This window comes from Halothiobacillus sp., assembly GCF_027346185.1.
In the GTDB taxonomy this organism is placed as follows: domain Bacteria; phylum Pseudomonadota; class Gammaproteobacteria; order Halothiobacillales; family Halothiobacillaceae; genus Halothiobacillus.
The window spans coordinates 1-21270 of the sequence record NZ_DAIESY010000071.1 but is presented as its reverse complement, the minus strand read 5'-3'; the positions used below and the strand labels follow the sequence as shown (position 1 = coordinate 21270).

The 21270-nt window shown below is 55.3% G+C and carries 19 protein-coding genes, 1 tRNA gene and 1 pseudogene; 5 read left to right on the top strand and 16 right to left on the bottom strand.

What is annotated here, in order from left to right; genetic code table 11:
- Positions 1 to 153: 153 nt before the first annotated feature.
- The 7 genes from clpX to M7R55_RS05720 form a co-directional block, all read right to left on the bottom strand.
- Complete coding sequence (gene clpX / locus M7R55_RS05750) at positions 154 to 1458, bottom strand: ATP-dependent Clp protease ATP-binding subunit ClpX (protein WP_298219324.1); 1305 nt, start codon at positions 1456 to 1458, stop codon at positions 154 to 156.
- A 60-nt stretch (positions 1459 to 1518) separates the two neighbouring features.
- Complete coding sequence (clpP, locus tag M7R55_RS05745) at positions 1519 to 2166, bottom strand: ATP-dependent Clp endopeptidase proteolytic subunit ClpP (RefSeq protein WP_298219323.1); 648 nt, start codon at positions 2164 to 2166, stop codon at positions 1519 to 1521.
- A gap of 164 nt (positions 2167 to 2330) precedes the next feature.
- On the bottom strand, positions 2331 to 3629 hold the full coding sequence (gene tig, locus M7R55_RS05740) for a trigger factor (protein WP_298219321.1): 1299 nt from the start codon (positions 3627 to 3629) through the stop codon (positions 2331 to 2333).
- Between the two features lie 66 nt (positions 3630 to 3695).
- Positions 3696 to 3779: transfer RNA gene (locus M7R55_RS05735), tRNA-Leu, on the bottom strand.
- 144 nt (positions 3780 to 3923) lie between these two features.
- Positions 3924 to 5279, bottom strand: coding sequence for a signal recognition particle protein (ffh, locus tag M7R55_RS05730; protein ID WP_298219319.1), 1356 nt, complete (start codon positions 5277 to 5279; stop codon positions 3924 to 3926).
- Positions 5280 to 5326: 47 nt separating this feature from the next.
- Positions 5327 to 7156 (bottom strand): translational GTPase TypA, encoded by a 1830-nt coding sequence (gene typA, locus M7R55_RS05725; protein WP_298219318.1) that lies wholly within the window; start codon positions 7154 to 7156, stop codon positions 5327 to 5329.
- Positions 7157 to 7245: 89 nt separating this feature from the next.
- Positions 7246 to 7689 (bottom strand): hypothetical protein, encoded by a 444-nt coding sequence (locus tag M7R55_RS05720; RefSeq protein WP_298219317.1) that lies wholly within the window; start codon positions 7687 to 7689, stop codon positions 7246 to 7248.
- Between the two features lie 69 nt (positions 7690 to 7758).
- On the opposite strand from M7R55_RS05720, the gene dapF reads away from it, so the two are divergent.
- From dapF to M7R55_RS05705, 3 genes and pseudogenes are all read left to right on the top strand, one after another.
- Positions 7759 to 8604 carry a diaminopimelate epimerase gene (dapF, locus tag M7R55_RS05715; protein WP_298219316.1) on the top strand — a complete coding sequence of 282 codons (846 nt, stop codon included), beginning with the start codon at positions 7759 to 7761 and terminating at the stop codon, positions 8602 to 8604.
- Positions 8605 to 9013: 409 nt separating this feature from the next.
- Positions 9014 to 10333: an outer membrane protein transport protein gene (locus tag M7R55_RS05710; protein WP_298219315.1), complete on the top strand. Its 1320-nt coding sequence runs from the start codon at positions 9014 to 9016 to the stop codon at positions 10331 to 10333.
- Positions 10334 to 10539: 206 nt separating this feature from the next.
- A pseudogene (locus M7R55_RS05705) lies at positions 10540 to 10835 on the top strand (IS30 family transposase); the annotation flags it as partial.
- A 53-nt stretch (positions 10836 to 10888) separates the two neighbouring features.
- Here M7R55_RS05705 and trpE read toward each other — a convergent pair.
- The 6 genes from trpE to argS form a co-directional block, all read right to left on the bottom strand.
- Positions 10889 to 12397 (bottom strand): anthranilate synthase component I, encoded by a 1509-nt coding sequence (gene trpE / locus M7R55_RS05700; RefSeq protein WP_298219314.1) that lies wholly within the window; start codon positions 12395 to 12397, stop codon positions 10889 to 10891.
- 102 nt (positions 12398 to 12499) lie between these two features.
- The gene (locus M7R55_RS05695; protein ID WP_298219312.1) at positions 12500 to 13177 is read right to left on the bottom strand and encodes a phosphoglycolate phosphatase; all 678 of its coding nucleotides are present in this window, start codon (positions 13175 to 13177) and stop codon (positions 12500 to 12502) included.
- A gap of 26 nt (positions 13178 to 13203) precedes the next feature.
- Positions 13204 to 13887 carry a phosphoglycolate phosphatase gene (locus M7R55_RS05690; RefSeq protein ID WP_298219310.1) on the bottom strand — a complete coding sequence of 228 codons (684 nt, stop codon included), beginning with the start codon at positions 13885 to 13887 and terminating at the stop codon, positions 13204 to 13206.
- Positions 13887 to 14582 carry a ribulose-phosphate 3-epimerase gene (gene rpe, locus M7R55_RS05685; RefSeq protein WP_298219309.1) on the bottom strand — a complete coding sequence of 232 codons (696 nt, stop codon included), beginning with the start codon at positions 14580 to 14582 and terminating at the stop codon, positions 13887 to 13889. Before rpe ends, M7R55_RS05690 begins: the two co-directional genes overlap by 1 nt.
- 109 nt (positions 14583 to 14691) lie before the next feature.
- The gene (locus M7R55_RS05680) at positions 14692 to 15276 is read right to left on the bottom strand and encodes an SPOR domain-containing protein (RefSeq protein WP_298219308.1); all 585 of its coding nucleotides are present in this window, start codon (positions 15274 to 15276) and stop codon (positions 14692 to 14694) included.
- Between the two features lie 43 nt (positions 15277 to 15319).
- Entirely contained in the window at positions 15320 to 17041 is a 1722-nt protein-coding gene (argS, locus tag M7R55_RS05675) for an arginine--tRNA ligase (RefSeq protein ID WP_298219345.1), read from the bottom strand.
- A 431-nt stretch (positions 17042 to 17472) separates the two neighbouring features.
- Here argS and folE point away from each other — a divergent pair, with 431 nt between their 5' ends.
- Positions 17473 to 18102, top strand: coding sequence for a GTP cyclohydrolase I FolE (gene folE / locus M7R55_RS05670; RefSeq protein WP_298219306.1), 630 nt, complete (start codon positions 17473 to 17475; stop codon positions 18100 to 18102).
- Positions 18099 to 18842 (top strand): SDR family oxidoreductase, encoded by a 744-nt coding sequence (locus M7R55_RS05665; RefSeq protein ID WP_298219305.1) that lies wholly within the window; start codon positions 18099 to 18101, stop codon positions 18840 to 18842. Before folE ends, M7R55_RS05665 begins: the two co-directional genes overlap by 4 nt.
- A gap of 177 nt (positions 18843 to 19019) precedes the next feature.
- Here the strand turns inward: M7R55_RS05665 and M7R55_RS05660 are convergent, their stop codons facing one another.
- From M7R55_RS05660 to M7R55_RS05650, 3 genes are all read right to left on the bottom strand, one after another.
- Positions 19020 to 19265: a hypothetical protein gene (locus tag M7R55_RS05660; RefSeq protein ID WP_298219303.1), complete on the bottom strand. Its 246-nt coding sequence runs from the start codon at positions 19263 to 19265 to the stop codon at positions 19020 to 19022.
- Between the two features lie 209 nt (positions 19266 to 19474).
- Positions 19475 to 20308: an ABC transporter permease gene (locus M7R55_RS05655; RefSeq protein WP_298219301.1), complete on the bottom strand. Its 834-nt coding sequence runs from the start codon at positions 20306 to 20308 to the stop codon at positions 19475 to 19477.
- Entirely contained in the window at positions 20305 to 21237 is a 933-nt protein-coding gene (locus M7R55_RS05650) for an ATP-binding cassette domain-containing protein (RefSeq protein WP_298219344.1), read from the bottom strand. Before M7R55_RS05650 ends, M7R55_RS05655 begins: the two co-directional genes overlap by 4 nt.
- Positions 21238 to 21270 lie beyond the last annotated feature (33 nt).

Here is a 21270-nt window from a genome sequence, read left to right as displayed (position 1 = left end):
TTTCAAGTCGCTGGCGCAGAAAAGCGATCCACGATCAAAGAAAACATCCTGAATATGATGCGTCGTTGCGGCGCCGGAGTCACTCAGTGGACTTGCAAAAAAATCCCGCCAAGCAGCGGGATTTCAATTACGCTCTATAAAGCCGGGGAAAAGTTACTTATCGGAAGCTGCCTTGGGTAGGCTTTCGGCCTGATCAAAGAGCAGGTAGGGCGCATTCTCGCCACGCACAACCGAGGCATCCACGACGACCTTCTTCACATTCTCGGTAGAAGGCACCTCGAACATCGTATCAAGCAGCACATGCTCGACGATAGTCCGCAAACCACGCGCGCCGGTTTTGCGCTTGATTGCCTGACGCGCCACTTCCCGGAGCGCATCTTCACGCAGATCAAGCTCTACGCCTTCCATTTCGAACAGACGCATGTACTGCTTGGTCAACGCATTCTTCGGCTCGACCAGAATCTTGACCAACGCCGCTTCATCCAGTTCATTCAGCGTCGCGATGACCGGCAAACGGCCAATGAACTCGGGAATCAGACCATAACGCGTCAGATCCTCCGACTCGATCTGGGTCAGCAATTCATCGACCGCCCGCTTGTCATCCTTGGATTTCACTTCCGCAGAGAAGCCAATACCGCCTTTCTCGATCCGCTGACGGATGATGCTATCCAGCCCGGAGAAGGCACCGCCGCAGATGAACAGGATATTGGTCGTATCCAGCTGCACGAACTCCTGCTGCGGATGCTTGCGGCCACCCTGGGGCGGCACGGAAGCCTGCGTGCCTTCGATGAGCTTGAGCAACGCCTGCTGCACACCCTCACCGGATACATCCCTTGTGATCGACGGGTTCTCGGATTTACGGGTGATCTTGTCAATCTCGTCAATGTAGACGATGCCGTGCTGGGCTTTTTCAACGTCGTAGTCACAACGCTGCAACAATTTCTGCAGAATGTTCTCGACATCCTCCCCCACGTAACCCGCTTCGGTGAGCGTGGTGGCGTCGGCGATGGCAAACGGCACATCCAGCACACGTGCCAGCGTCTGCGCCAACAACGTTTTACCCGAGCCCGTCGGGCCGATCAACAGGATGTTGGATTTGGAGAGTTCAACCGGTTCGGACTCGTTATCCTTGTCCTTTTTGGCCACTATGTGCAATGAACCAAACAGATTCAGTCGCTTGTAATGGTTGTATACCGCGACGGCCAGAGCCCGCTTGGCGTGCATTTGCCCGATAACATACTCGTCGAGGGCCTCGACCAGCTCCTTGGGTGTCGGCAGTCTGGTCGGTGTTTCATCCCGTGCACTGGAAATTTCCTCACGGAGGATGTCATTACATAACTCGACACACTCATCGCAGATATATACCGATGGGCCGGCAATGAGTTTACGAACCTCGGCCTGCGGCTTGCCGCAGAATGAACAGGAGAGATCCTGTTCGGTTTTTGTACTTTTAGCCATAATCAGCCTCTGTCTGTGATCAAACCGGGCAAGTTTCGAGCCCAGTTTCAGTCATTCGCATCACGCGCGTTTATCCAGCACCGCATCAATCAAACCATACTCGACAGCTTCGGATGCCGACAGAAATTTGTCCCGATCCGTATCTTTTTCGATCACTTCCATCGGCTGATTACAGTGCTTGGCCAGAACGCCATTCAAACTATGACGCAATTTGATGATTTCTTCCGCATGAATCTTGATATCGGAAGCCTGCCCCTGGAATCCGCCCAAAGGTTGGTGAATCATCACCCGCGAGTTCGGCAACGCAAACCGCTTGCCCGGCTCGCCACCCGCCAGCAGGATGGAACCCATGCTGGCAGCCTGACCGATGCACAGTGTCGAGACATGCGGCTTGATGAACTGCATGGTGTCGTAGATCGACATGCCCGCCGTCACAACGCCGCCCGGCGAGTTGATATACAGATGGATGTCCTTGTCCGGATTTTCCGATTCCAGAAACAGCAGCTGCGCCACGATCAGGTTGGCCATGTGGTCTTCAATCGGACCTATAACGAATACAACCCGTTCCTTGAGCAGGCGGGAGTAGATGTCATACGCCCGTTCGCCGCGGGATGTCTGCTCCACAACCATGGGCACCAATGCGGCCAGTTCCGGCGCGGCCTGTGCCGATGAATACTGGCTAACTGTAGTTTGAGAACCGAAAATCATACATTCTCCCCTATGCATTCTCCCCGTGCACTTTGGTTCGATGCCTCGGGAGGGTGGTTTTAAAACAAAAAACGCGATCAACGCATCACATGAACTGTGGCGGTTGATCGCGACTTTTCAATCTCTCTATAGAAAAAATGCTGAAAAAGCTGCGTGGCGCTCAATCAGGCCTGTGGGGCCGGATTCATCACCGATTTGAATTCCTGTGATTTTTTGGTCACCTTGGCTTTGGACAACACGTGATCAACAGCTTGCTGCTCCAGTACTACCGTGCGTGCATTGCTCATCATTTCACGATCACCTTTGTAAGTCGCAACGACTTGCTCCGGCTCATCATACGCGGCGGCAATGTCATTGATGAATTCTTCGACCAAGGCATCGTCAACCTGCAAATCGGCTGACTTGACGATTTCCATGATCACCAGGCCCATCTTGACGCGTTTGGCTGCCTGCTCGCTGAACAGGCTGGCGTCGAGCGCGCTGGCATCGGCATGAGGCATTTGCTGGCGAACGAACCCATCACGCATGGCAACCGCTTCTTCATCGACCAGTGCCCTCGGCACGTCAAATGTCAGGCTGTCGGTCACGGCAGTCAGCACCACGTCTTTAGTCTGACGTTTGAGCGCCTGCCTGAGTTCGCGCTCCATGTTCTTGCGCACATCAGACTCCAATTCAGCCACTGAGGCAGAACCGAAACGGGCGGCAAATTCGTCGTCCAACTTGGGCAGCGCTTTCTCTTCAACCGCCGTCGCAGTCACAGTGAATTGCGCGGTTTTGCCCTTGAGGTTTTCTACGGGATAGTCTTCGGGGAAGGCCACATCAAACACACGTTCAGGTTCGCCCATGGCAATACCAGCCAGACCTTTTTCGAAGTCCGCCAACATACGGTTTTCACCAAGCACAACCTGCATGCCTTCTCCGCTACCGCCTTGGAATGCTTCGCCATCGACCTTGCCGTCGAAATTCACGGTAACCCGATCACCATCTTTGGCCGCACGATCCACTGATTTCCAGTCGGCATGCTGTTCACGCAGTGTCGCGAGCATGTCGGCCACATCGGCGTCAGTTACTTCGGCTGTTGAGATTTCAATTTCAAGGGCTGAAAGATCGCCCAATTCGAATTCGGGATAAACTTCAACGGCAGCCACAAATTTGAGGTTTTCACCCGGTTGCCCTTCGACGGACTCAATCGAGGGGTTGCCCGCCGGTCGCAGCTTCTGCTCGGCGATGGCCGCCTGATAGTTGCGCCCCATGACGTCGCCGACCACCTCTTCGCGCACCTGGCCTTCATAGCGCTGACGCACGACCGGCAAAGGCGCCTTGCCCGGACGGAATCCGTCCAGACGTACGCGGCGGGACATATCCTTGATGCGGCGATCGACTTCGACATCGATTTCACTGGCAGGTACTTCAATCGCCAAACGACGGATCAAACCTTCTGATGACTGCAATTCAACCTGCATGGTCACTCAACCTCAAACTTCTTCATATCTAAAAAAATAATCAAGGCGATGCCCTGATCAGGAATATGGTGCGAGAGAAGAGACTCGAACTCTTACGCCAAAGGCGCTGGAACCTAAATCCAGTGCGTCTACCAATTCCGCCACTCTCGCTAAAACGTCCCGTTGTCGGCATTTCCGACACCCGGCGCGATCTCAATCACGACCCGCCGATGCCAAATCCGTACGGATCAAACCGGCGGGGGAGTATACCTGAGCTTATCGGCAAGCCCAAACTACCCCTCTGCCAACGCTCAACTACATCGGCATGCCAGGAATGCGCCCCTTGAGCGCGCGCATCATTTTTTTCATGCCGCCACCGGAGAATTTTTTCATCATGTCGCTCATGTCACGGTGCTGCTTCAGCAACCGGTTGACATCGTGCACCTGCATCCCCGAACCCAGCGCAATCCGGCGCTTGCGCGAGCCTTTGATCAACTCGGGGTGCAACCGTTCCTGGATTGTCATGGAGTTGATAATGGCAATCATGCGATGCACATCACGATCCTCGATATTCGCCTTTGCATCCGCCGTCAGCTTGCCCATACCCGGCAACTTGTCCATCAAGCCACCGATGCCCCCCATGTTGAGCATTTGCTGGAATTGATCGCGCATATCAACGAGGGTGAAACCTTTGCCTGCCCGCACCTTCTCGGCCAGAGCCTGGGCCTTGCTGGTGTCGAGATTACGCTGCGCTTCTTCCACTAGAGAAACCACATCGCCCATGCCCAGGATGCGCGAGGCGATACGATCGGGATGGAAGGGCTCAAGCGCGTCGAGCTTTTCGCCCATCCCGATGAATTTGATGGGTTTGCCGGTAATGGCGCGAACCGACAGCGCCGCCCCGCCGCGCGCATCGCCATCGGCCTTGGTGAGTACAACACCGGTCAGCGGCAGCACTTCATTGAAGGCCTTGGCGGTATTAGCCGCATCCTGGCCTGTCATGGCATCGACGACGAACAGGGTTTCCACCGGATTCAGTGCGGCGTGCAACTGGCGCACTTCGTCCATCATCTCGGCATCGACATGCAACCGACCTGCAGTATCGACAATCAGCACGTCGTAAAAACCGACACGCGCCTGCTTTAAGGCGGCCTGCACGATGTCCAGGGGCTTTTGCCCCGCATCGGAAGGGAAAAAATCGACGCCGACCTGACCGGCGACCGTTTCGAGCTGTTTGATCGCGGCCGGGCGATACACGTCCGCACTGACGACCAGCACTTTTTTGTGTTCGCGCGTGCGCAGAAGTCGACCGAGTTTGCCGACGGTGGTGGTTTTACCAGCCCCCTGCAAACCGGCCATTAGCACGACGGCCGGTGGTTGGGCGGCCAGATTAAGTGCCGAGTTCTCGGCACCCATCAGCGCGGTCAGCTCATCGCTGACGATCTTGATGAACACCTGCCCCGGCTTGAGGCTTTTGATGACCTCGGCACCAACGGCGCGTTCCTTGACCTGATTGACGAAATCGCGCACCACCGGCAAGGCAACATCTGCCTCCAGCAAGGCCATCCGCACTTCACGCAGGGCGTCCTTGATGTTGTCTTCGGTTAACCGCCCCTGCCCGCGCAGCCCATCGAACAGACCACCGAGCCGCTGGGAAAGATTTTCAAACATGCGCGCGTACCATCTCGATCAGTAACTCAAATCGGCTGGAAAGAGGCTCAGTCGCCACGGCCATACCGCTTGCGATCCAGCTCCGTCAGCCATTTCTTGCGGATGCGGATCGAGGCCGGGGTCACTTCGACCAGCTCGTCATCATCGATGAATTCCAGTGCCTGCTCCAGCGTGAACCGGATCGGCGTCACGAGGGTGAGCGCCTCATCCGTACCGGAGGCACGCATGTTGGTGAGCTTTTTCCCCTTGAGGACGTTGACGGTCAGGTCGTTGTCACGTGAATGGATGCCCACAACCTGACCTTCATATACTTCATCCCCGTGGCCGATCATCATCTTGCCCCGATCCTGCAGGTTGTACAGCGCATAAGACAGCGCCTTGCCGGTTTCGTTGGCGATCAGCACCCCGTTGATTCGCTGGCCCACGTTGCCCGGCTTGTACTCACCGTAATGGTCGAATACGGAGAACAGCAGACCGGTGCCTTGCGTGGCCGTCATGAACTCGGTTCTAAAACCGATCAGGCCACGCGAAGGAATGATGTATTCCAGACGCACACGGCCTTTGCCATCGGGTTCCATATTCCGCAATTCCGCACGGCGGGTGCCCAGTTTTTCCATGACCGCGCCCTGATTCTGCTCTTCGATATCCACGACGAGCTGCTCGTAAGGTTCCTGCTTGACGCCATCGACTTCGCGGATGATGACTTCGGGGCGACCAACGCCCATCTCAAACCCTTCGCGGCGCATGTTTTCGATCAATACCGAAAGGTGCAATTCACCGCGGCCGGATACTCGGAATTTGTCGCCTTCCTCGGTATCCTCAACGCGCAACGCGACGTTATGCAGCAGTTCTTTATGCAGGCGATCACGAATCTGGCGGCTGGTAATGTACTTGCCTTCCTTGCCAGCGAACGGTGAGGTATTGACATTGAAGGACATACTCACGGTTGGTTCATCGACCGTCAGCGGCGGCAGCATTTCCACGTGATCCGGATCGCAGATGGTGTCGGAAATCAGGAGCGGGTCGAGACCGGAGAACACGATGATGTCGCCCGCCTGCGCACTCGGCACTTCGATACGCTCCAAACCATGAAAACCCATGATCTGAAGGATGCGGCCGGAGCGGATGTTGCCATCCCGGTCGATGACCTTGACTTGCGTATTGGTTTTGACCCGGCCGCGGGAAATACGACCGATACCCATGATGCCCATGTACGGGTTGTAATCGAGGCTCGATACCTGCATCTGGAAGGGGCCATCGGAATCCACATCTGGTGATGGCACAAAATCTACAATCGTCTGATACAACGGAGTCATATCGCCTTCACGAACCGAGTCGTCCAGACCGGCATAACCATTCAGGGCCGAGGCATAAACAATCGGGAAGTCGAGTTGCTCGTCGGTCGCACCCAGACGATCAAAAAGGTCGAAAACCTGATCCACCACCCACTGCGGACGGCTGCCGGGGCGGTCAATCTTGTTGATGACCACGATCGGCTTTAAGCCATGTTCGAACGCTTTTTTCGTAACGAAACGGGTTTGCGGCATCGGGCCATCAACGGCGTCCACCAGCAGCAGCACGGAGTCGACCATCGACAGCACGCGCTCCACTTCACCGCCGAAGTCGGCGTGACCGGGCGTATCGACGATGTTGATGCGGTACTCTTCGCCTTTCGGGCTGGTCCAGCGGATGGCGGTGTTTTTCGCGAGGATGGTGATGCCGCGCTCTTTCTCGATTGCGTTGGAATCCATCATCCGCTCACCGGTGTCGGTACGGGCGTCCAGGGTACCGGATTGTTGCAAGAGCTTATCAACCAGGGTCGTTTTACCGTGGTCAACGTGGGCGATAATGGCGATGTTACGCAAATGAGAAATCACAGGAGCATCCATAAATAAGGAATAAATTGGTGCGGCAGTATACCTGAACCCGCGTGTTTCTGGCAGCGTGGCCGGGTAAAATATTGGAATTATTCAAAGAACCGGGGGTCTTGCCAATCAATGTCAGTCAGGGAATCCACCCAGTATCCGTCAAGAACGGCCATCGTGTGCGGGTCGCGCATCACACCCACGGTTCGCAAGCCAGCACGGCGCGCAAAACCCATGAGCATGGGCGTGCTGGTGATGAAGAGGATCCGTTCGGGCGATACATCCATTTCTTCCGCCAGATCAAGCCAGGTCTGTGTCTGGCGCCATTGAGGCAGTGGTCTTTCAATAACCACAAATGCTTCATCAAAAAACGAGGACAGCCGTGAGCCGTAACGCCGCACGTCAGCCGTGATGCCGACCACCGTCAATCTCAGGGCGCGCCACTGTTCAAACGCATCCAGCGCGTCCGGAAACAACATCAACTGATCATCTGGTTGAAAATCAAAGAGCGCCACCAAATCAACCCATACCGCACGTACGATCATTATCAGCCCCCATTTATTCGCTATATAGATAGAATGAAGCACATAAAACCCACTGCCGAAGAACACTACATGACAATCCAATTCACCAAAATGCACGGACTGGGCAACGATTTCATGGTCATCGACGCCATCAATCAAGCCATCGAGCTGAATCCGGAACAGATCAGGCAGTGGGCCGATCGGCATTTCGGCATCGGCTTCGATCAACTGTTGATCGTCGAGCCACCCAAAACCGCCGACACCTTGTTCACCTATCGCATATTTAACACAGACGGTGGCGAGGTTGAGCAATGCGGCAATGGTGCGCGCTGCTTTGCCCGATATGTGTATGACAAAGGATTGACCGCCGAGAAAGAAATTCCCGTTGGTACCGCCAGTGGCCGGATTGTGCTTCATATCACCGATTCAGGCGATGTCACCGTCGACATGGGGCGACCGATGTTCACCCCAGCCAACATCCCCTTCATCACCGAACAGGAAGCCACAAGTTATCCATTAACGCTTGATGACGGCAGTGAGTGGCTCATTGATGCAGTTTCCATGGGCAATCCACACGCCGTGCTGGAAGTCGAAGACGTCGACACCGCCCCGGTCAGTCATATCGGCCCGATGATCGAACACCATCGACAGTTCCCAAATCGAGTAAATGTGGGTTTTATGCAAATCATCAACCGCCAGCACATCCGGCTGCGTGTATTCGAGCGCGGCACCGGCGAAACGCTCGCCTGCGGAACCGGTGCCTGCGCAGCAGTTGTCAGTGGCATTCGTCGAAACTGGCTTGATTCTCCCTGCTTTGTCGACGTTCGCGGGGGGAGGCTCTTCATAGCATGGGCGGGGCAACCTGAAGATACCGTGCTCATGACAGGACCCGCACAAAGTGTTTTTGAGGGCCAAATAAGCCAAACCATCGTGTGAACCCTGGCCGCACCATCCCTATATCCAACATAAAAACAATATCAGTTTAAAAAAAACAACACTCGCCTACTCAACCCAAACCCAAGAGCCACGAACAAACGCTCGCCAGAAGTTAAAACAAACGAAACATAAGCTAATGAAAATAAATCATAAGACAGCAACAAGCGAATTACTTATATAAATAAATAAGCATTTACTAATACACAACTCGCTGATTTATTAATATTTTTTCGCGCGCCCTCAATTTTCTTGAATTCTCCCAGTTTACATTTCTGTTAACTTACGCGGGTCTCGAAGCAACCCGTCATCAGAATGTGGGCACCCGCATAGCGGAAAGCGAGCAGATGTGCGCCCAACTCCAGAGAGGGGAACGGGCCGCAAAAACAATCAATCAGGAGACTGGATAAAAATGGTATTCAAACGTTCACTACTGGCCGCATCGGTTGCCGCCACCTTGATCGCCTCAGGCGCTGCACACGCGACGAATGGTTATTTCTCTCATGGTTACGGCGTTAAAAGCATGGGTATGGGCGGCGGCGGTGTAGCCCTGCCGAACGACAGCGCGATGATTATCGCCACCAACCCGGCAGGCATCACCGAAACCGGCACTCAGATCAACTTTGATATCTCCTGGTTCCATCCAGTGCGCGGTTACAGCCAAACAAGTAATAGTGGAATGTTTAATGCCTCCGCCGAAAGCGGAAGTAATAATTTCTACATTCCCGAACTCTCAGCCAGCTATGCGCTCAACGACACCAGTTCTATTGGTATCGCTATTTATGGCAACGGCGGGATGAACTCAGACTATTCGGGTACCGCAACCAGCCTGTTTGGGGCGGGTAACTCAGGCGCGTTCGCAGCTCCAAACTCGACAATGACAGCGATTTATGGTGGCGGGGAAGGTGGTGTAAATCTCAAGCAGATGTTTATTGCTCCAACCTATGCCCACAAGTTCATGGACGGCAAACTTTCCGTGGGTGCTAGCTTGCTGTTCGCACGCCAAACCATACAAGTCAAGGGATTAGGTGCATTTGACAATGGGATGTACTCGGCCGCACCTGGTTATGTGACAGGAAACGAAGTATCCCACTCTACCGGCTGGGGCGGGAAAATCGGTGTTCTGTTTCATGCCACCGACGCCATCTCACTGGCAGGTAGTTACCAGACCAAGATGGCCATGAGTAAATTCGATCAATACGCAGGCCTGTTCGCTGAAGGCGGCAAGTTTGATATTCCATCAACATGGACCATTGGTGGCGCATTCCAAGTTGCTCCCGCTTGGACATTGACAGCTGACTTCCAGCGCATCAACTATTCCAGTATCAAGTCAATTGCGGGCACATCTACCACCTTGGGAAGAGTTAAGCTTGGCTCCGACAACGGGCCAGGATTTGGCTGGAGCGATGTGAATGTAGTCAAACTCGGCGCCCAGTGGCAGATGAGTCCAGCTCTACAATTACGCGTAGGCTTTAACCATGGCACCAACCCGGTCGGATCGCAGGATGTCGTATTCAATACCTTGGCTCCGGGTGTCGTTAAAAACCACTACACGGCCGGCTTTACTTATGCACTGGATCAGCATCAAGAGTTGAGTGGTGCCTTCATGTATGCGCCAGACGTTACAGTATCGGGCCCGAATAATGCTGTAGCCAGCTACGACCCATCAACTACAACGACTATCCACATGAAGCAGTACGAAGCTACCATCGGTTATGCCTACAAGTTCTAATCGAGTCTTTATCGATTAAATCGGTTTAGCACCGCCCTCTCGGGGCGTAAACCGGCTCAAAACCCCGCGCTCTTATCGAGGCGGGGTTTTTTGCATGTAAACACACTACTATTGATTCTCAGTCTGGCCGATGGCGATTTCTGACTGGCACACAACTTCATAGAAGGGTGATTCTTTAATTCAGGAGTTAAGGCTTCCTCATATCCCGGGATGCGGTTCACGCTGAGATCACCCGGCGAACCGGGGTGTTTATCTACCTCTGCGATGCGCACAGCACTGGCAACGCGGCCGCAACGAAAATATCAACGGGCTGATCGCCAGTACCTGCTCTGAGCGCGGGTGTGTCGGTGCAGAGTCAGGAAGACCTGAGTGCTATTGCGTTGCAACTGAACTTGCGTCCGCGATAGCGCTTCAGCTTCAAGTGTCCTATCGAAACATGATGAGCGAGGTGATGGGTAAAGCCATAGCTATGCGCCATGATGCTCCAGATTCAATCCAATAACCGTGTTAACCTCAGACATTGCAACCGCACTTATTTAAGCTACCCGTGTCTGATCAACCGTGCCTTGCTGCACCATCCACCCCCGCCTGTGCGACGGCAGCGGCGCGGAACAGGGCACGGCGTTTGTTGAGAGTTTCTTCCCATTCGTTGGCGGGGATGGAGTCGGCGACGATGCCGCCACCGGCCTGAATGTGGAGTTCACCGTCCTTGAGGACGCCGGTGCGGATGGCGATGGCGGTGTCCATGTTGCCATTCCATGCCCAGTAACCGACGGCCCCGGCGTAGACGCCGCGCTTGACGGGTTCGAGTTCGTCGATGATTTCCAGTGCGCGAATCTTCGGCGCGCCGCTGACGGTGCCTGCCGGGAAGGTGGCGCGGAGCACGTCGATGGCATTGAGACCGGCTTTGAGCTGGCCGGTCACTTGCGAGACGATGTGCATCACATGTGAATAGCGCTCGATGATCATGCGTTCTTCGAGTTTCACGGAGCCGATTTCGGCCACGCGACCGGTGTCGCTGCGTCCCAGATCGATGAGCATGACGTGCTCGGCGATTTCCTTCGGGTCACTCAGCAGATCCTGTTCCAGTGAGAGATCTTCCGCGTGGGTTTTGCCGCGTGGGCGCGTACCGGCGATGGGGCGTACGGTAATCTCGTTGTCTTCGAGGCGGGCGAGAATCTCGGGGCTTGAGCCGATGACCTGATGATCGCCGCAATCGATAAAGTACATGTACGGCGAGGGGTTCAGGCTGCGCAGGGCGCGATAGAGGTCGATCGGCGGCGCATCGTAGCCGATGGTCATCCGTTGACTGGGCACCACCTGCATCACATCACCCGCCGCGATATATTCGCGAATTTTCAGCACGACCGATTCGTAGCCTTCGCGCGTGAAGCTGGCCTTGAAATCGTTCTCGTCGATATAACGAGGATGGGCCAGTGGCGCATAGCGCACCCGCTCGGTTCGCAGATGTTCGGTAAGGGCATCTAAATGCCGGGCCCCTTCTTCGAGGGCATTGGCCTGGGCCGGATCGACCAGTGTCACCAGCAGGAGTTGACTGGAGAGGTTGTCCACCACCACGACCTGTTCGGACACCATGAGCAGAATATCGGGCGTGCCCAACGGATCGGGCTTGGGTGGTTTCGCAGCCAGCCGTGGCTCGATATAGCGAATGGTTTCGAACCCGAAATAACCCACCAGCCCGCCGTGAAAGCGCGGCATACCCTCCGGCTCGAACACACGATAGCGTACCTTGAATGCCTCCACCCAGGCCAGCGGATCGTCCGCCTCAGTGGTTTCAATCAGCTCATTGTCCCGGCGCACTTCGATCTTATGACCATAAACGCGCAGCACCGTCCGCGCCGCCAGCCCGATGATGGAATAACGCCCCCAGCGCTCGCCGCCCATGACTGATTCAAACAGGTAACTGTTGGGCGCATCGGCCAGTTTGCGGTACACCGACAACGGTGTGTCGTAATCGCCGGAAATGGCGCGGGTGAGCGGGACGCGGTTGAAACCTTCGGCAGCAAGGGCCTTCAGTTGAGCAGCGGTTGGGGTGAACGACATGACAATTTCCTTAGTTTCTGGTGCTTTACGGCGTTATGGACGGAGCGGGGAGAACTACTCAACTCCGCCATCGCCGTTTTGCCCTTTGCAGCACCGGTCGCGTCATGATGCCTTGCCGATCAGCTTGGGGAATTCCGCCATCGAATCAATCACCGCATCAGGGTGATAATTGCGGATGTCTTCGCCGTGGTTGTAGCCGTAACTCATGCAGATAATGGAGAAACCGGCCGCACGAGCCGCCTTCACATCGGAAATCGAGTCGCCGATCATCAACGCTTCACGCGGATGCACCTTGAACCAGCCTGCTGCGTATATCAGCGGGGCGGGATCGGGCTTTTTCAGGGGCAGCGTATCGCCCGCGATGACGGTTTCGAATGAATCGAGCAAGCCCATATCCTTGAGTAACGGCAAGGTGAATGCTGCGGCCTTGTTGGTCACGCAACCGACGGACAGCCCCAGCGATTTGACGTAGGCAATGCCCTCTTTCACGCCAGGGAAGACGCAGGAATGCTTGCCATTGGATTCTGCATACAAGCGTTTGAAAATCGGTATGGCCTTGTCGAACAGAGCCGCATCGGGCGTACCGTGCAAATCGTTGGTTAATGCGCGCTCGACCAGGCGCTCGATACCGTTTCCAACCCAGTTACGCACATCGGCTTCGGCACGGTGCGGCAAGCCAAGTTCATCCTGCATCTGGTTGACCGCAACCAGCAGATCGGGCACGGAATCGATCAGCGTGCCATCCAGATCGAACAACACCATTTTGGGGGTAAATTTCATGGGAGAACTCGGAAATTGGAGAAAAATTAAGTAGTCGCGCCCGCCAACAGGGATTTCAACTCGTCAAGCGAGTCGATCATGGCATCAGGGTTGTAGTCGCGGATATCGCGTCCGTGATTGTAGCCATAGCTCGTGCAGACGATATTAAATCCGGCGGCGCGCGCGGCATTCAGATCAGAGATGGAATCGCCCACCATCAGCGCGCCCGTCGGTTCAACCCGAAACCAGCCAGCCACATAAAGTAACGGACCCGCATCGGGTTTTTGCACCGGTAAATCATCGCCACAATGCACATGATCAAAAAAACGCAACAGGCCGGTTTCGGCCAGAAGCGGCTCGGTGTAGGCGCGGGGCGTGTTCGTCATCAGCCCCACGGGAATATCGAGTGTGCGTACGTATTCCAGCCCCTCGATGACGCCCGGGAAAATCCGGGTGAATTTGCCATTCGTGGCCTGATAAGCACGATCAAACGCGGCGATGGCCTCATCAAGCAGCGCTTCATCGACCTTGCCATCCATTTGGCCGGTCAAGGCGCAGCTCACTAACGGCTTGATGCCATTACCGATCCAATCGCGAACCTGCTCGATCGTGCGTGTCGGACGGCCGAGCTCGGCAAGCATTCGATTGACCGCTTCGTGCAGATCCGGCACCGAGTCCACCAAGGTGCCGTCCAGATCTAACAGCACCAAGTTGGGCGCAAATTGCGGCATTACTTTTTAACCTTGGCGAGCTCGGCGCGGAATTCCGAGAGGATCGTGTCATAGCGATTCGCGTCGCTTGCACTGGCCTTGCCGAACAGAGCTGAACCGGAAACAAAGGTATCCACACCCGATTCGGCGATTTCACGGATATTGGCCGGGCTCACGCCGCCGTCGATTTCCAGACGGATGTCGGTGCGACCGGAGGCATCGATAATCTTGCGTGCCTGACGGGCTTTGTCGAGCACATACGGAATGAATTTCTGACCGCCGAAACCGGGGTTGACCGACATCAGCAGAATCATGTCCACTTTTTCGATGGCGTATTCGAGCACGTCCAGCGGCGTGGCCGGATTGAATACCAAGCCGGATTTGCAGCCGTGATCACGAATCAGTTGCAAACTGCGGTCGATGTGCTCGGAGGCTTCGGGGTGGAAGGTGATGTAGGTGGCACCGGCCTTGGCGAAGTCGGGAATGATGCGATCGACCGGCTTGACCATCAAATGCACGTCGATGGGTGCGGTCACGCCATGTTTGCGCAGGGCCTCACACACCAGCGGGCCGATCGTCAGGTTGGGCACGTAGTGGTTGTCCATAACGTCGAAATGCACCCAGTCGGCGCCGGAGGCGATAACCTTATCGACCTCATCGCCCAAGGCGGCGAAGTTGGCAGACAAGATACTTGGTGCAATGATGAAATCAGACATGCGGTTTCCCCATAAATTAAAGTAAAAACTGTGATGCAATGTACCCGAATCGACTGGAAAAATTAAGCCAGACCGATTCTGACGGGCAAAAATCCCGAAAAATCAGAAATCAAGGCGCCACTTTCGGTGGCAATGTATCGATGTGGGCATCGGACAGACGCTTGCGCAATGTGGCGAGTTGCTCCTGTTTGATCGGGCCGATCTGAATTCGGTAATAGGTTTTGCCGTTTACGCTGGCCGGGCGGACTTCCGAAGCAAAGCCCTGCATGGCAATTTCCGCCTTGCGACGGTCGGCCTCGGCCTCGGTGGCAAAAGAACCGGCCTGTATCCAGTAGTTTCGCTCCGGCGCCTTGCTTGCCGGCGTTACGGTCGTCTTGTTTTCAGATGTGGCTTTGTCCAAAGGAAGCTGCTTGTCCGGTGTCGTATTGGCCGGACCGTTGTTCTGCTGAGGCAACAGGGTATAGAACTCGAAATCCGGCTTGACCGGCGGCTTCTCATCGGGCTTTTTGACCGAACGGGCATCCTGCTGCACCGAGCCTGAACCCAAATGCGTGTCTTTTTTCCACAGATGTGAAGCGACGTAACCGAGCAGCACAATTACGACCAGCAGCAGCGCAACAATCCATTTCCCCGCGGAACCGGCGGGCGGATTGCTGCGGCGACGATTGGTCGGCGTGCGTTTGCTTTGAGCCATGTGTGAAGTTACCTGATTTGAATTTCTGGCTTGAATTTTCGGCTTACATTTCTTCCGGTGCGCTCATGCCGAGCAACGCCAGACCATTGGCCAACACCTGACGGGTCGCCGCGACCAGATTCAAGCGTGCATCACGCAAGGAGGCGTCATCAGCCACGAGGAATGCGTGCGCATTGTAGTAGGCATGGAAATCCTGCGCGAGTTCACGCAGATAATGGACGATCAGGTGCGGTTCGAGATTGACGGCGGCACGTTGCACGGTATCACTGAACTGCGCGAGTCGCTTGAACAGCGCCTGTTCGTGCGATTCGGTCAATCGTGCATAGGCGATGCGGCCGTTCTCGGCATCGTGGGTAAATCCGCGCAGCGGCAACTGACGGAACACACTGCATACCCGCGCGTGGGCGTATTGGATGTAATACAGCGGGTTGTCGTTGGATTGGCTTTTCGCCAGATCGAGATCAAAATCCAGATGCTGCGCTGCTGCGCGCATGATGTAGAAAAACCGGGCCGCCTCGTTGCCGACTTCCTGGCGCAGTTCGCGCAGGGTCACGAAGCTGCCGGAACGGGTCGACATCTGCACCCGCTCGCCACCACGGTACAAGATCGCAAACTGCACGAGGGAAACATCAAGCCGGGACGCATCAAACCCCAGCGCGGTCAGCGCCGCCTTCACACGGGGCACATAACCGTGGTGATCCGCGCCCCAGATATCAATCACGCGCTCGAAACCGCGCTCGAATTTCTCCATGTGATAAGCAATATCGGAGGCGAAATAGGTGCTTTGACCGTTGTCGCGGCGAACGACGCGGTCTTTATCGTCACCAAAATCGGTCGATTTGAACCAAAGCGCGCCGTTTTGCTCGTAGATGAAGCCACGTTCCTCCAGCTTGGCGATCGCACGGTCGATCAAGCCGCGATCTTCCAGCGTCTGCTCGGAATACCATTGCTCGTATTCCACACCGAATTCCCGCAGATCGTCGCGAATATCGGCCAGAATCGAGTTCAGGCCCGCATCGAACACCGTGCGGTAACGCGTTTCGCCCAACAGGGTTTTGGCCCGCTCGATCAAGGTATCGATGTACACATCCTTGTCGCCGCCCTGCGGCTCATCCGGCGGCAGGTTGGTAAATACATCCTCTGTCGATACGAACAATGTGTCGCCATGCTCGGTCTTGAGCGCTTTGGCGATGTCGAAAATATATGCTTCGGATTTGTAGCCATTCGCGGGGAAGGTCAGCTTGGCACCACAGGCTTCCAGATAACGCAACCAGATACTGACGGCCAGAATATGCATCTGCCGCCCGGCATCATTCACATAGTATTCCCGGTGCACGTCGAAACCGACGGCCGCAAGCAGGTCCGCGACCACGGCACCATAGGCCGCGCCCCGGCCATGCCCGACGTGCAGCGGGCCGGTCGGATTGGCGGAAACGAACTCGACCTGAACCTTTTTCCCCGCACCGAACTGCGAGTGACCGAACGTGCCCCCCGCCGAAAGGATGGCGTCGATCAAGGCAAACGCCGCCGCCGGATCGACGAAAAAGTTCAGAAAGCCCGGGCCGGCAATTTCGATCTGCCGAATACCGCTGCGATCCGTCAACGCTTCGAGCAGTCGCTCCGCTGCCACACGCGGCGGCACACCCATGGGCTTGGCAATTTGCAAAGCGATGTTGGTGGCAAAATCGCCATGGCTGGGATCTTTCGGCACCGTGAGTGCGGGCGTCACATTGATGGCCGCGTCCAGCACGCCTTGTTCTTGCATGTGGCGCACGGCGTTCAACAGACGGAGTTCGATTTGGGCTTTCAATTCAATGTCCAACGTAATAAGGATTAGCAGGTAAAGATGTTCACGATAGACGTACAGTTTATCCCGGCAGCCATGAATCGGGCAAAATTCACAGCCCGATTCAAATGAGGACAGCTCAAAAAACCGTCGCGAGTGGCTCGAGTGCAAGGTGGATTGAGCGCAGTGACAAAAAGACATATCAAGTAGATAGGCGGGCCTGCGCCAGCTTCGCGTTAGTACCGCCCAACACAGCAATCGGGTCGCGTAGTAGGTTTTTCGAGGTATCCAAGGAATGATCCGAAGTTTCGGCTCTCGCCCATTCCCCATGCACATCCAAATGGCGCGCGCAGCTGCTAAAGTAAACAGACTGTTTATCCCCTCTGTTTACCATGGAACCCCCATTGCACATGAGCCCCCTGCACGAAGACGACTTTCCCGAATCTCTCGACCAAAACCCAACTCGTATCGCCACCATCGAAGCAGCCGTGCACCAGATTCTCGACGCACTGGGTGAAGACCCGAATCGCGAGGGCCTCCAAGACACGCCCAAACGAGTCGCCAAGGCACTGCTTTATCTCACGCACGGACTGAACAAACCGCTGGAAAGCGCTATCGGCAATGCGTTGTTCGCCTCGAACAACGATGAGATGGTCGTGGTGCGCAACATCGAGTTCTACAGCTTATGCGAGCACCATATGCTGCCGATCATCGGCCACGTCGATATCGGCTATATTCCGCAGGGCAAGGTCATCGGCCTGTCGAAACTGGCGCGCATTGTCGATCTGTATGCGCGACGGCTGCAGATTCAGGAAAACATGACCCAGCAGATCGCCGATGCCGTTCGTGAATCCACCGATGCCCGTGGTGTCGCCGTTCAGGTGCGTGCCGCGCACATGTGCATGGCAATGCGGGGGGTGGAGAAGGTGAATGCCGAAACCATCACCTCGATGATGCTAGGTACGTTCCGCAGTGACGCGCGGGCACGAAACGAATTTCTGCAACTCATCGGACAAGGAGCCGGAAGGGGCCATTCATGAGTCCGGGCCGCACCGTGCTGATCACTGGCGTCAGCCGTCGGATTGGGGCGCATCTGGCCGCCCATTATCTGGCGCGTGGCGATCGGGTCATCGGCACGTATCGGCAAGAAACAGCCGAGTTGGCGAACCTGCGCGAACAGGGCCTGCATGCTGTTAAGATCGACCTGACCGATACGAACGCCCTATCCGGATTGATTGACGGCATCGCCGCGTACACCAACCGGCTCGATGCGATTATCCATAATGCTTCGATCTGGCCCAGTGATGCCGACTGCGCCCGCCAGCCGGAATTGATCACACAGCTGTATCAACTGCATGTCACCACACCCGTTCAGTTGACCTTGGCGCTTCAGCATCGCCTGCCCGCGCCAACCCATGACGAACGCGCCACGCGAACGGTGGTGTTTCTCACGGACGCCAAAGTATCAGCGGGCAGCGACGGCCATATGCACTACCTCGCCTCTAAAGCCGCAGCGGAAAGCACCATGCGTTCACTGGCGATCAGACTCGCCCCACACACCCGGGTCAACGCCATTGCTCCGGGTTTAATCCTATTTCATGAACAGGATTCCACCGAAAAACGCGCCAACCGGCTTACCAAGAACCTGCTGCCGTTTGAACCGGGGGCTGGTGTCATCGCCAATAGCCTCGACTACCTGCTCGATTGCCCTGCCCTCACCGGCAGCACACTCACTGTCGACTGCGGGCTGCATTTGCTCAATCCCTCGGCACGGGATTAACAGGATACTGATTGAGGGCTTTCCTGCCCTTTTTCAACGCAACATGGCCACTGACGGCCAAATACCTTTGTACTTGAATGACATGGCAATTTTTTACCACACCATTAAAAAAACCCGGCCAAGCCGGGTTCATTTCGTCTTTTCTGGGCAAACCTGTCGGTTGCTCAGATTGATCGATTATTTCTTCATTGAAGCCACATGATGTTTTTTTGCCACTACATGGCGCGCTTTAACAAAATGCTTCCTAACAACGTGTTTTTTTACGACATGCTTTTTAACGACATGCTTTGCTTTAGCGGGTTTGGCTGCCGCGTGATCCATCGGTGCTGGAGCAACAGGCTCAGCCGCCATAACCACGCCAGAAAAAGCCACCGCCGTTGCAACACATGCACCAGCAACCCACTTGATCATGCTTGATTTCATCCAAAACCTCCGATTGAAAAATAATTAAGTAGACATATAGATAATACACCTACATTTTACCAAAAACCACAGGATTTTAAAAAACAAAAACTATTTAATATCAATTAATTACAAATTTATTAGCGCATTTTTATCGCGAAAACAACATATGTCATGAGGTCACGCTATTTTTCGGGTATAAAATCAAAAACGCTTCAAAACTAAAACGTTCATACCCACAGGCGGCGGCGGACCATGGCCACGGCGAAAAAATAGCCTATCAGTGCGAAAAACAGCAGTACAGATAGGTGAAGCACAAGGTGCTCAACAGGCTGACCAACAATCAAAGGTCTAATGATTTCAATAGCATGGGTTAAGGGCAGAAACTGCACCGCGACCTGCAAGGTGGGGGGCATGCTGTCCAGCGGGAAAAACACGCCCGACAGCATGAACATGGGTGTCACCACCAGAACAAAGTAGTAGTTGAAGAAATCATAGCTGCCGGCAATCGCACTCATGATAATGGCCGGTCCCACGAAGGCTAGCCCCATCAGAAAAACGACCGGCAACGCCCATACGGCCATCCAGCCGCCGGGCACCGCGCCCAATACTGCGGCAACAATCAAAATGGCAATGGCGCTCAACAAACCCTTTAACGCCGCCCAGATGCTCTCACCCAGTACGATGTCGTCGATATCCATCGGCGTCGCCATCATGGCGTCGTAGGTTTTTTGCGGCACCATACGCGTGAATACCGAGTACATTCCTTCAAATGACACGGTAGTCATTGCTGAGGAAGCCACAACACCGGATGCGAGAAAGACCAGATAAGGCAGCCCACCCACCTCGCCGACCAGATGCCCGAGCCCCAGTCCCAGTCCCAGCAGGTAAATCAGTGGCTCACCGAAGTTCAACACAATGGCCGGGCCAATCAATTTTTTCCAAACCTGGAAATTACGTTCCAACAGAGCCAATGCCACCCAACGGAACCGCGGCATTGCCCAGATGGTTCGACTTGTCTGCCTTCGACCTGCTTGGATTCGATTCGTTGTGGATCGACTCATTCCCGTAAACCTCGCCCCGTCAATCGTAAAAAGACATCCTCCAGCCCGGCGCGCCGATGGATGACGGTCAGCTCCGTATCATCACCGAGAAATTCGAGGATCGGCGCCGGTGCATGGGTGTAAACATATACCGCAGTGCCTTGACGTTCGGCGTGCGCGCTCATGGATCGCAAGGTGGTGAACAAACCCTCACTGACCGTGCCACGCAATTCGATCACATCGCTTTCCACATGCCGCTGGATCAGCTCCTTGGGTGAGCCTTGATCCAGAATTCGTCCATGATCCATCACGACAAGTTGGTCGCAGAGCCGTTCGGCCTCCTCCATATAATGCGTGGTCAGCACGAGCGTGACGCCACGGGCGCGCAGTTCAGACAGACGTGCCCAAATCAGGTGGCGCACCTGCGGATCAAGCCCGGTTGTCGGCTCGTCGAGAATGACAATCTCCGGATCGTTGATCAGCGCGCGGGCAATGGTTAGCCGTCGTTTCATGCCCCCGCTCAAGGTTTCAACCTTGGCATCGGCTTTTGCCGTCAACTCGGAAAAGGCAAGCAGCGCCTCCACCCGATCAGCCACGGCGGCGCGCTTCAGGCCAAAGAAGCGGGCGTACATGAACAGATTCTCCCGCACGGTGAAATCCGGATCGAGGTTATCGGCCTGTGGCACCAGCCCGACACATGCTCGAATGGCCCGCGCCTGATCGGGCAAGTCCTGCCCCAAAACGGATAGCGATCCCGCGTCGAAATCCGCCAGCCCCATCAGCATTTTCAGCGTGGTGGTCTTGCCTGCGCCATTGGGGCCGAGGAACCCGAAACACTGCCCCGGAGGAATCGTGAAATCGATGCCATCCACGGCACGAAATTGCCCGAACTGCTTCACCAGCCCTTGCGCGCGGATGACAGGCGCTGCCACGGTGACTGTCTTTTTCATTGGCGGATCAAACACACTCAACTCCTCGATAAA

What these genes read in the sequence shown, in the direction of transcription:
- M7R55_RS05650 (WP_298219344.1), bottom strand. Translation starts at nt 21,237, where the DNA reads ATGAAAAAGACAGTCACCGTGGCAGCGCCTGTCATCCGCGCGCAAGGG.
- M7R55_RS05680 (WP_298219308.1), bottom strand. Translation starts at nt 15,276, where the DNA reads ATGGCTCAAAGCAAACGCACGCCGACCAATCGTCGCCGCAGCAATCCG.
- M7R55_RS05710 (WP_298219315.1), top strand. Translation starts at nt 9,014, where the DNA reads ATGGTATTCAAACGTTCACTACTGGCCGCATCGGTTGCCGCCACCTTG.
- M7R55_RS05695 (WP_298219312.1), bottom strand. Translation starts at nt 13,177, where the DNA reads ATGAAATTTACCCCCAAAATGGTGTTGTTCGATCTGGATGGCACGCTG.
- M7R55_RS05665 (WP_298219305.1), top strand. Translation starts at nt 18,099, where the DNA reads ATGAGTCCGGGCCGCACCGTGCTGATCACTGGCGTCAGCCGTCGGATT.
- trpE (WP_298219314.1), bottom strand. Translation starts at nt 12,397, where the DNA reads ATGTCGTTCACCCCAACCGCTGCTCAACTGAAGGCCCTTGCTGCCGAA.
- folE (WP_298219306.1), top strand. Translation starts at nt 17,473, where the DNA reads ATGAGCCCCCTGCACGAAGACGACTTTCCCGAATCTCTCGACCAAAAC.
- rpe (WP_298219309.1), bottom strand. Translation starts at nt 14,582, where the DNA reads ATGTCTGATTTCATCATTGCACCAAGTATCTTGTCTGCCAACTTCGCC.
- argS (WP_298219345.1), bottom strand. Translation starts at nt 17,041, where the DNA reads ATGCAAGAACAAGGCGTGCTGGACGCGGCCATCAATGTGACGCCCGCA.
- ffh (WP_298219319.1), bottom strand. Translation starts at nt 5,279, where the DNA reads ATGTTTGAAAATCTTTCCCAGCGGCTCGGTGGTCTGTTCGATGGGCTG.
- clpX (WP_298219324.1), bottom strand. Translation starts at nt 1,458, where the DNA reads ATGGCTAAAAGTACAAAAACCGAACAGGATCTCTCCTGTTCATTCTGC.
- M7R55_RS05690 (WP_298219310.1), bottom strand. Translation starts at nt 13,887, where the DNA reads ATGCCGCAATTTGCGCCCAACTTGGTGCTGTTAGATCTGGACGGCACC.
- dapF (WP_298219316.1), top strand. Translation starts at nt 7,759, where the DNA reads ATGACAATCCAATTCACCAAAATGCACGGACTGGGCAACGATTTCATG.
- clpP (WP_298219323.1), bottom strand. Translation starts at nt 2,166, where the DNA reads ATGATTTTCGGTTCTCAAACTACAGTTAGCCAGTATTCATCGGCACAG.
- M7R55_RS05655 (WP_298219301.1), bottom strand. Translation starts at nt 20,308, where the DNA reads ATGAGTCGATCCACAACGAATCGAATCCAAGCAGGTCGAAGGCAGACA.
- tig (WP_298219321.1), bottom strand. Translation starts at nt 3,629, where the DNA reads ATGCAGGTTGAATTGCAGTCATCAGAAGGTTTGATCCGTCGTTTGGCG.
- M7R55_RS05720 (WP_298219317.1), bottom strand. Translation starts at nt 7,689, where the DNA reads ATGATCGTACGTGCGGTATGGGTTGATTTGGTGGCGCTCTTTGATTTT.
- M7R55_RS05660 (WP_298219303.1), bottom strand. Translation starts at nt 19,265, where the DNA reads ATGAAATCAAGCATGATCAAGTGGGTTGCTGGTGCATGTGTTGCAACG.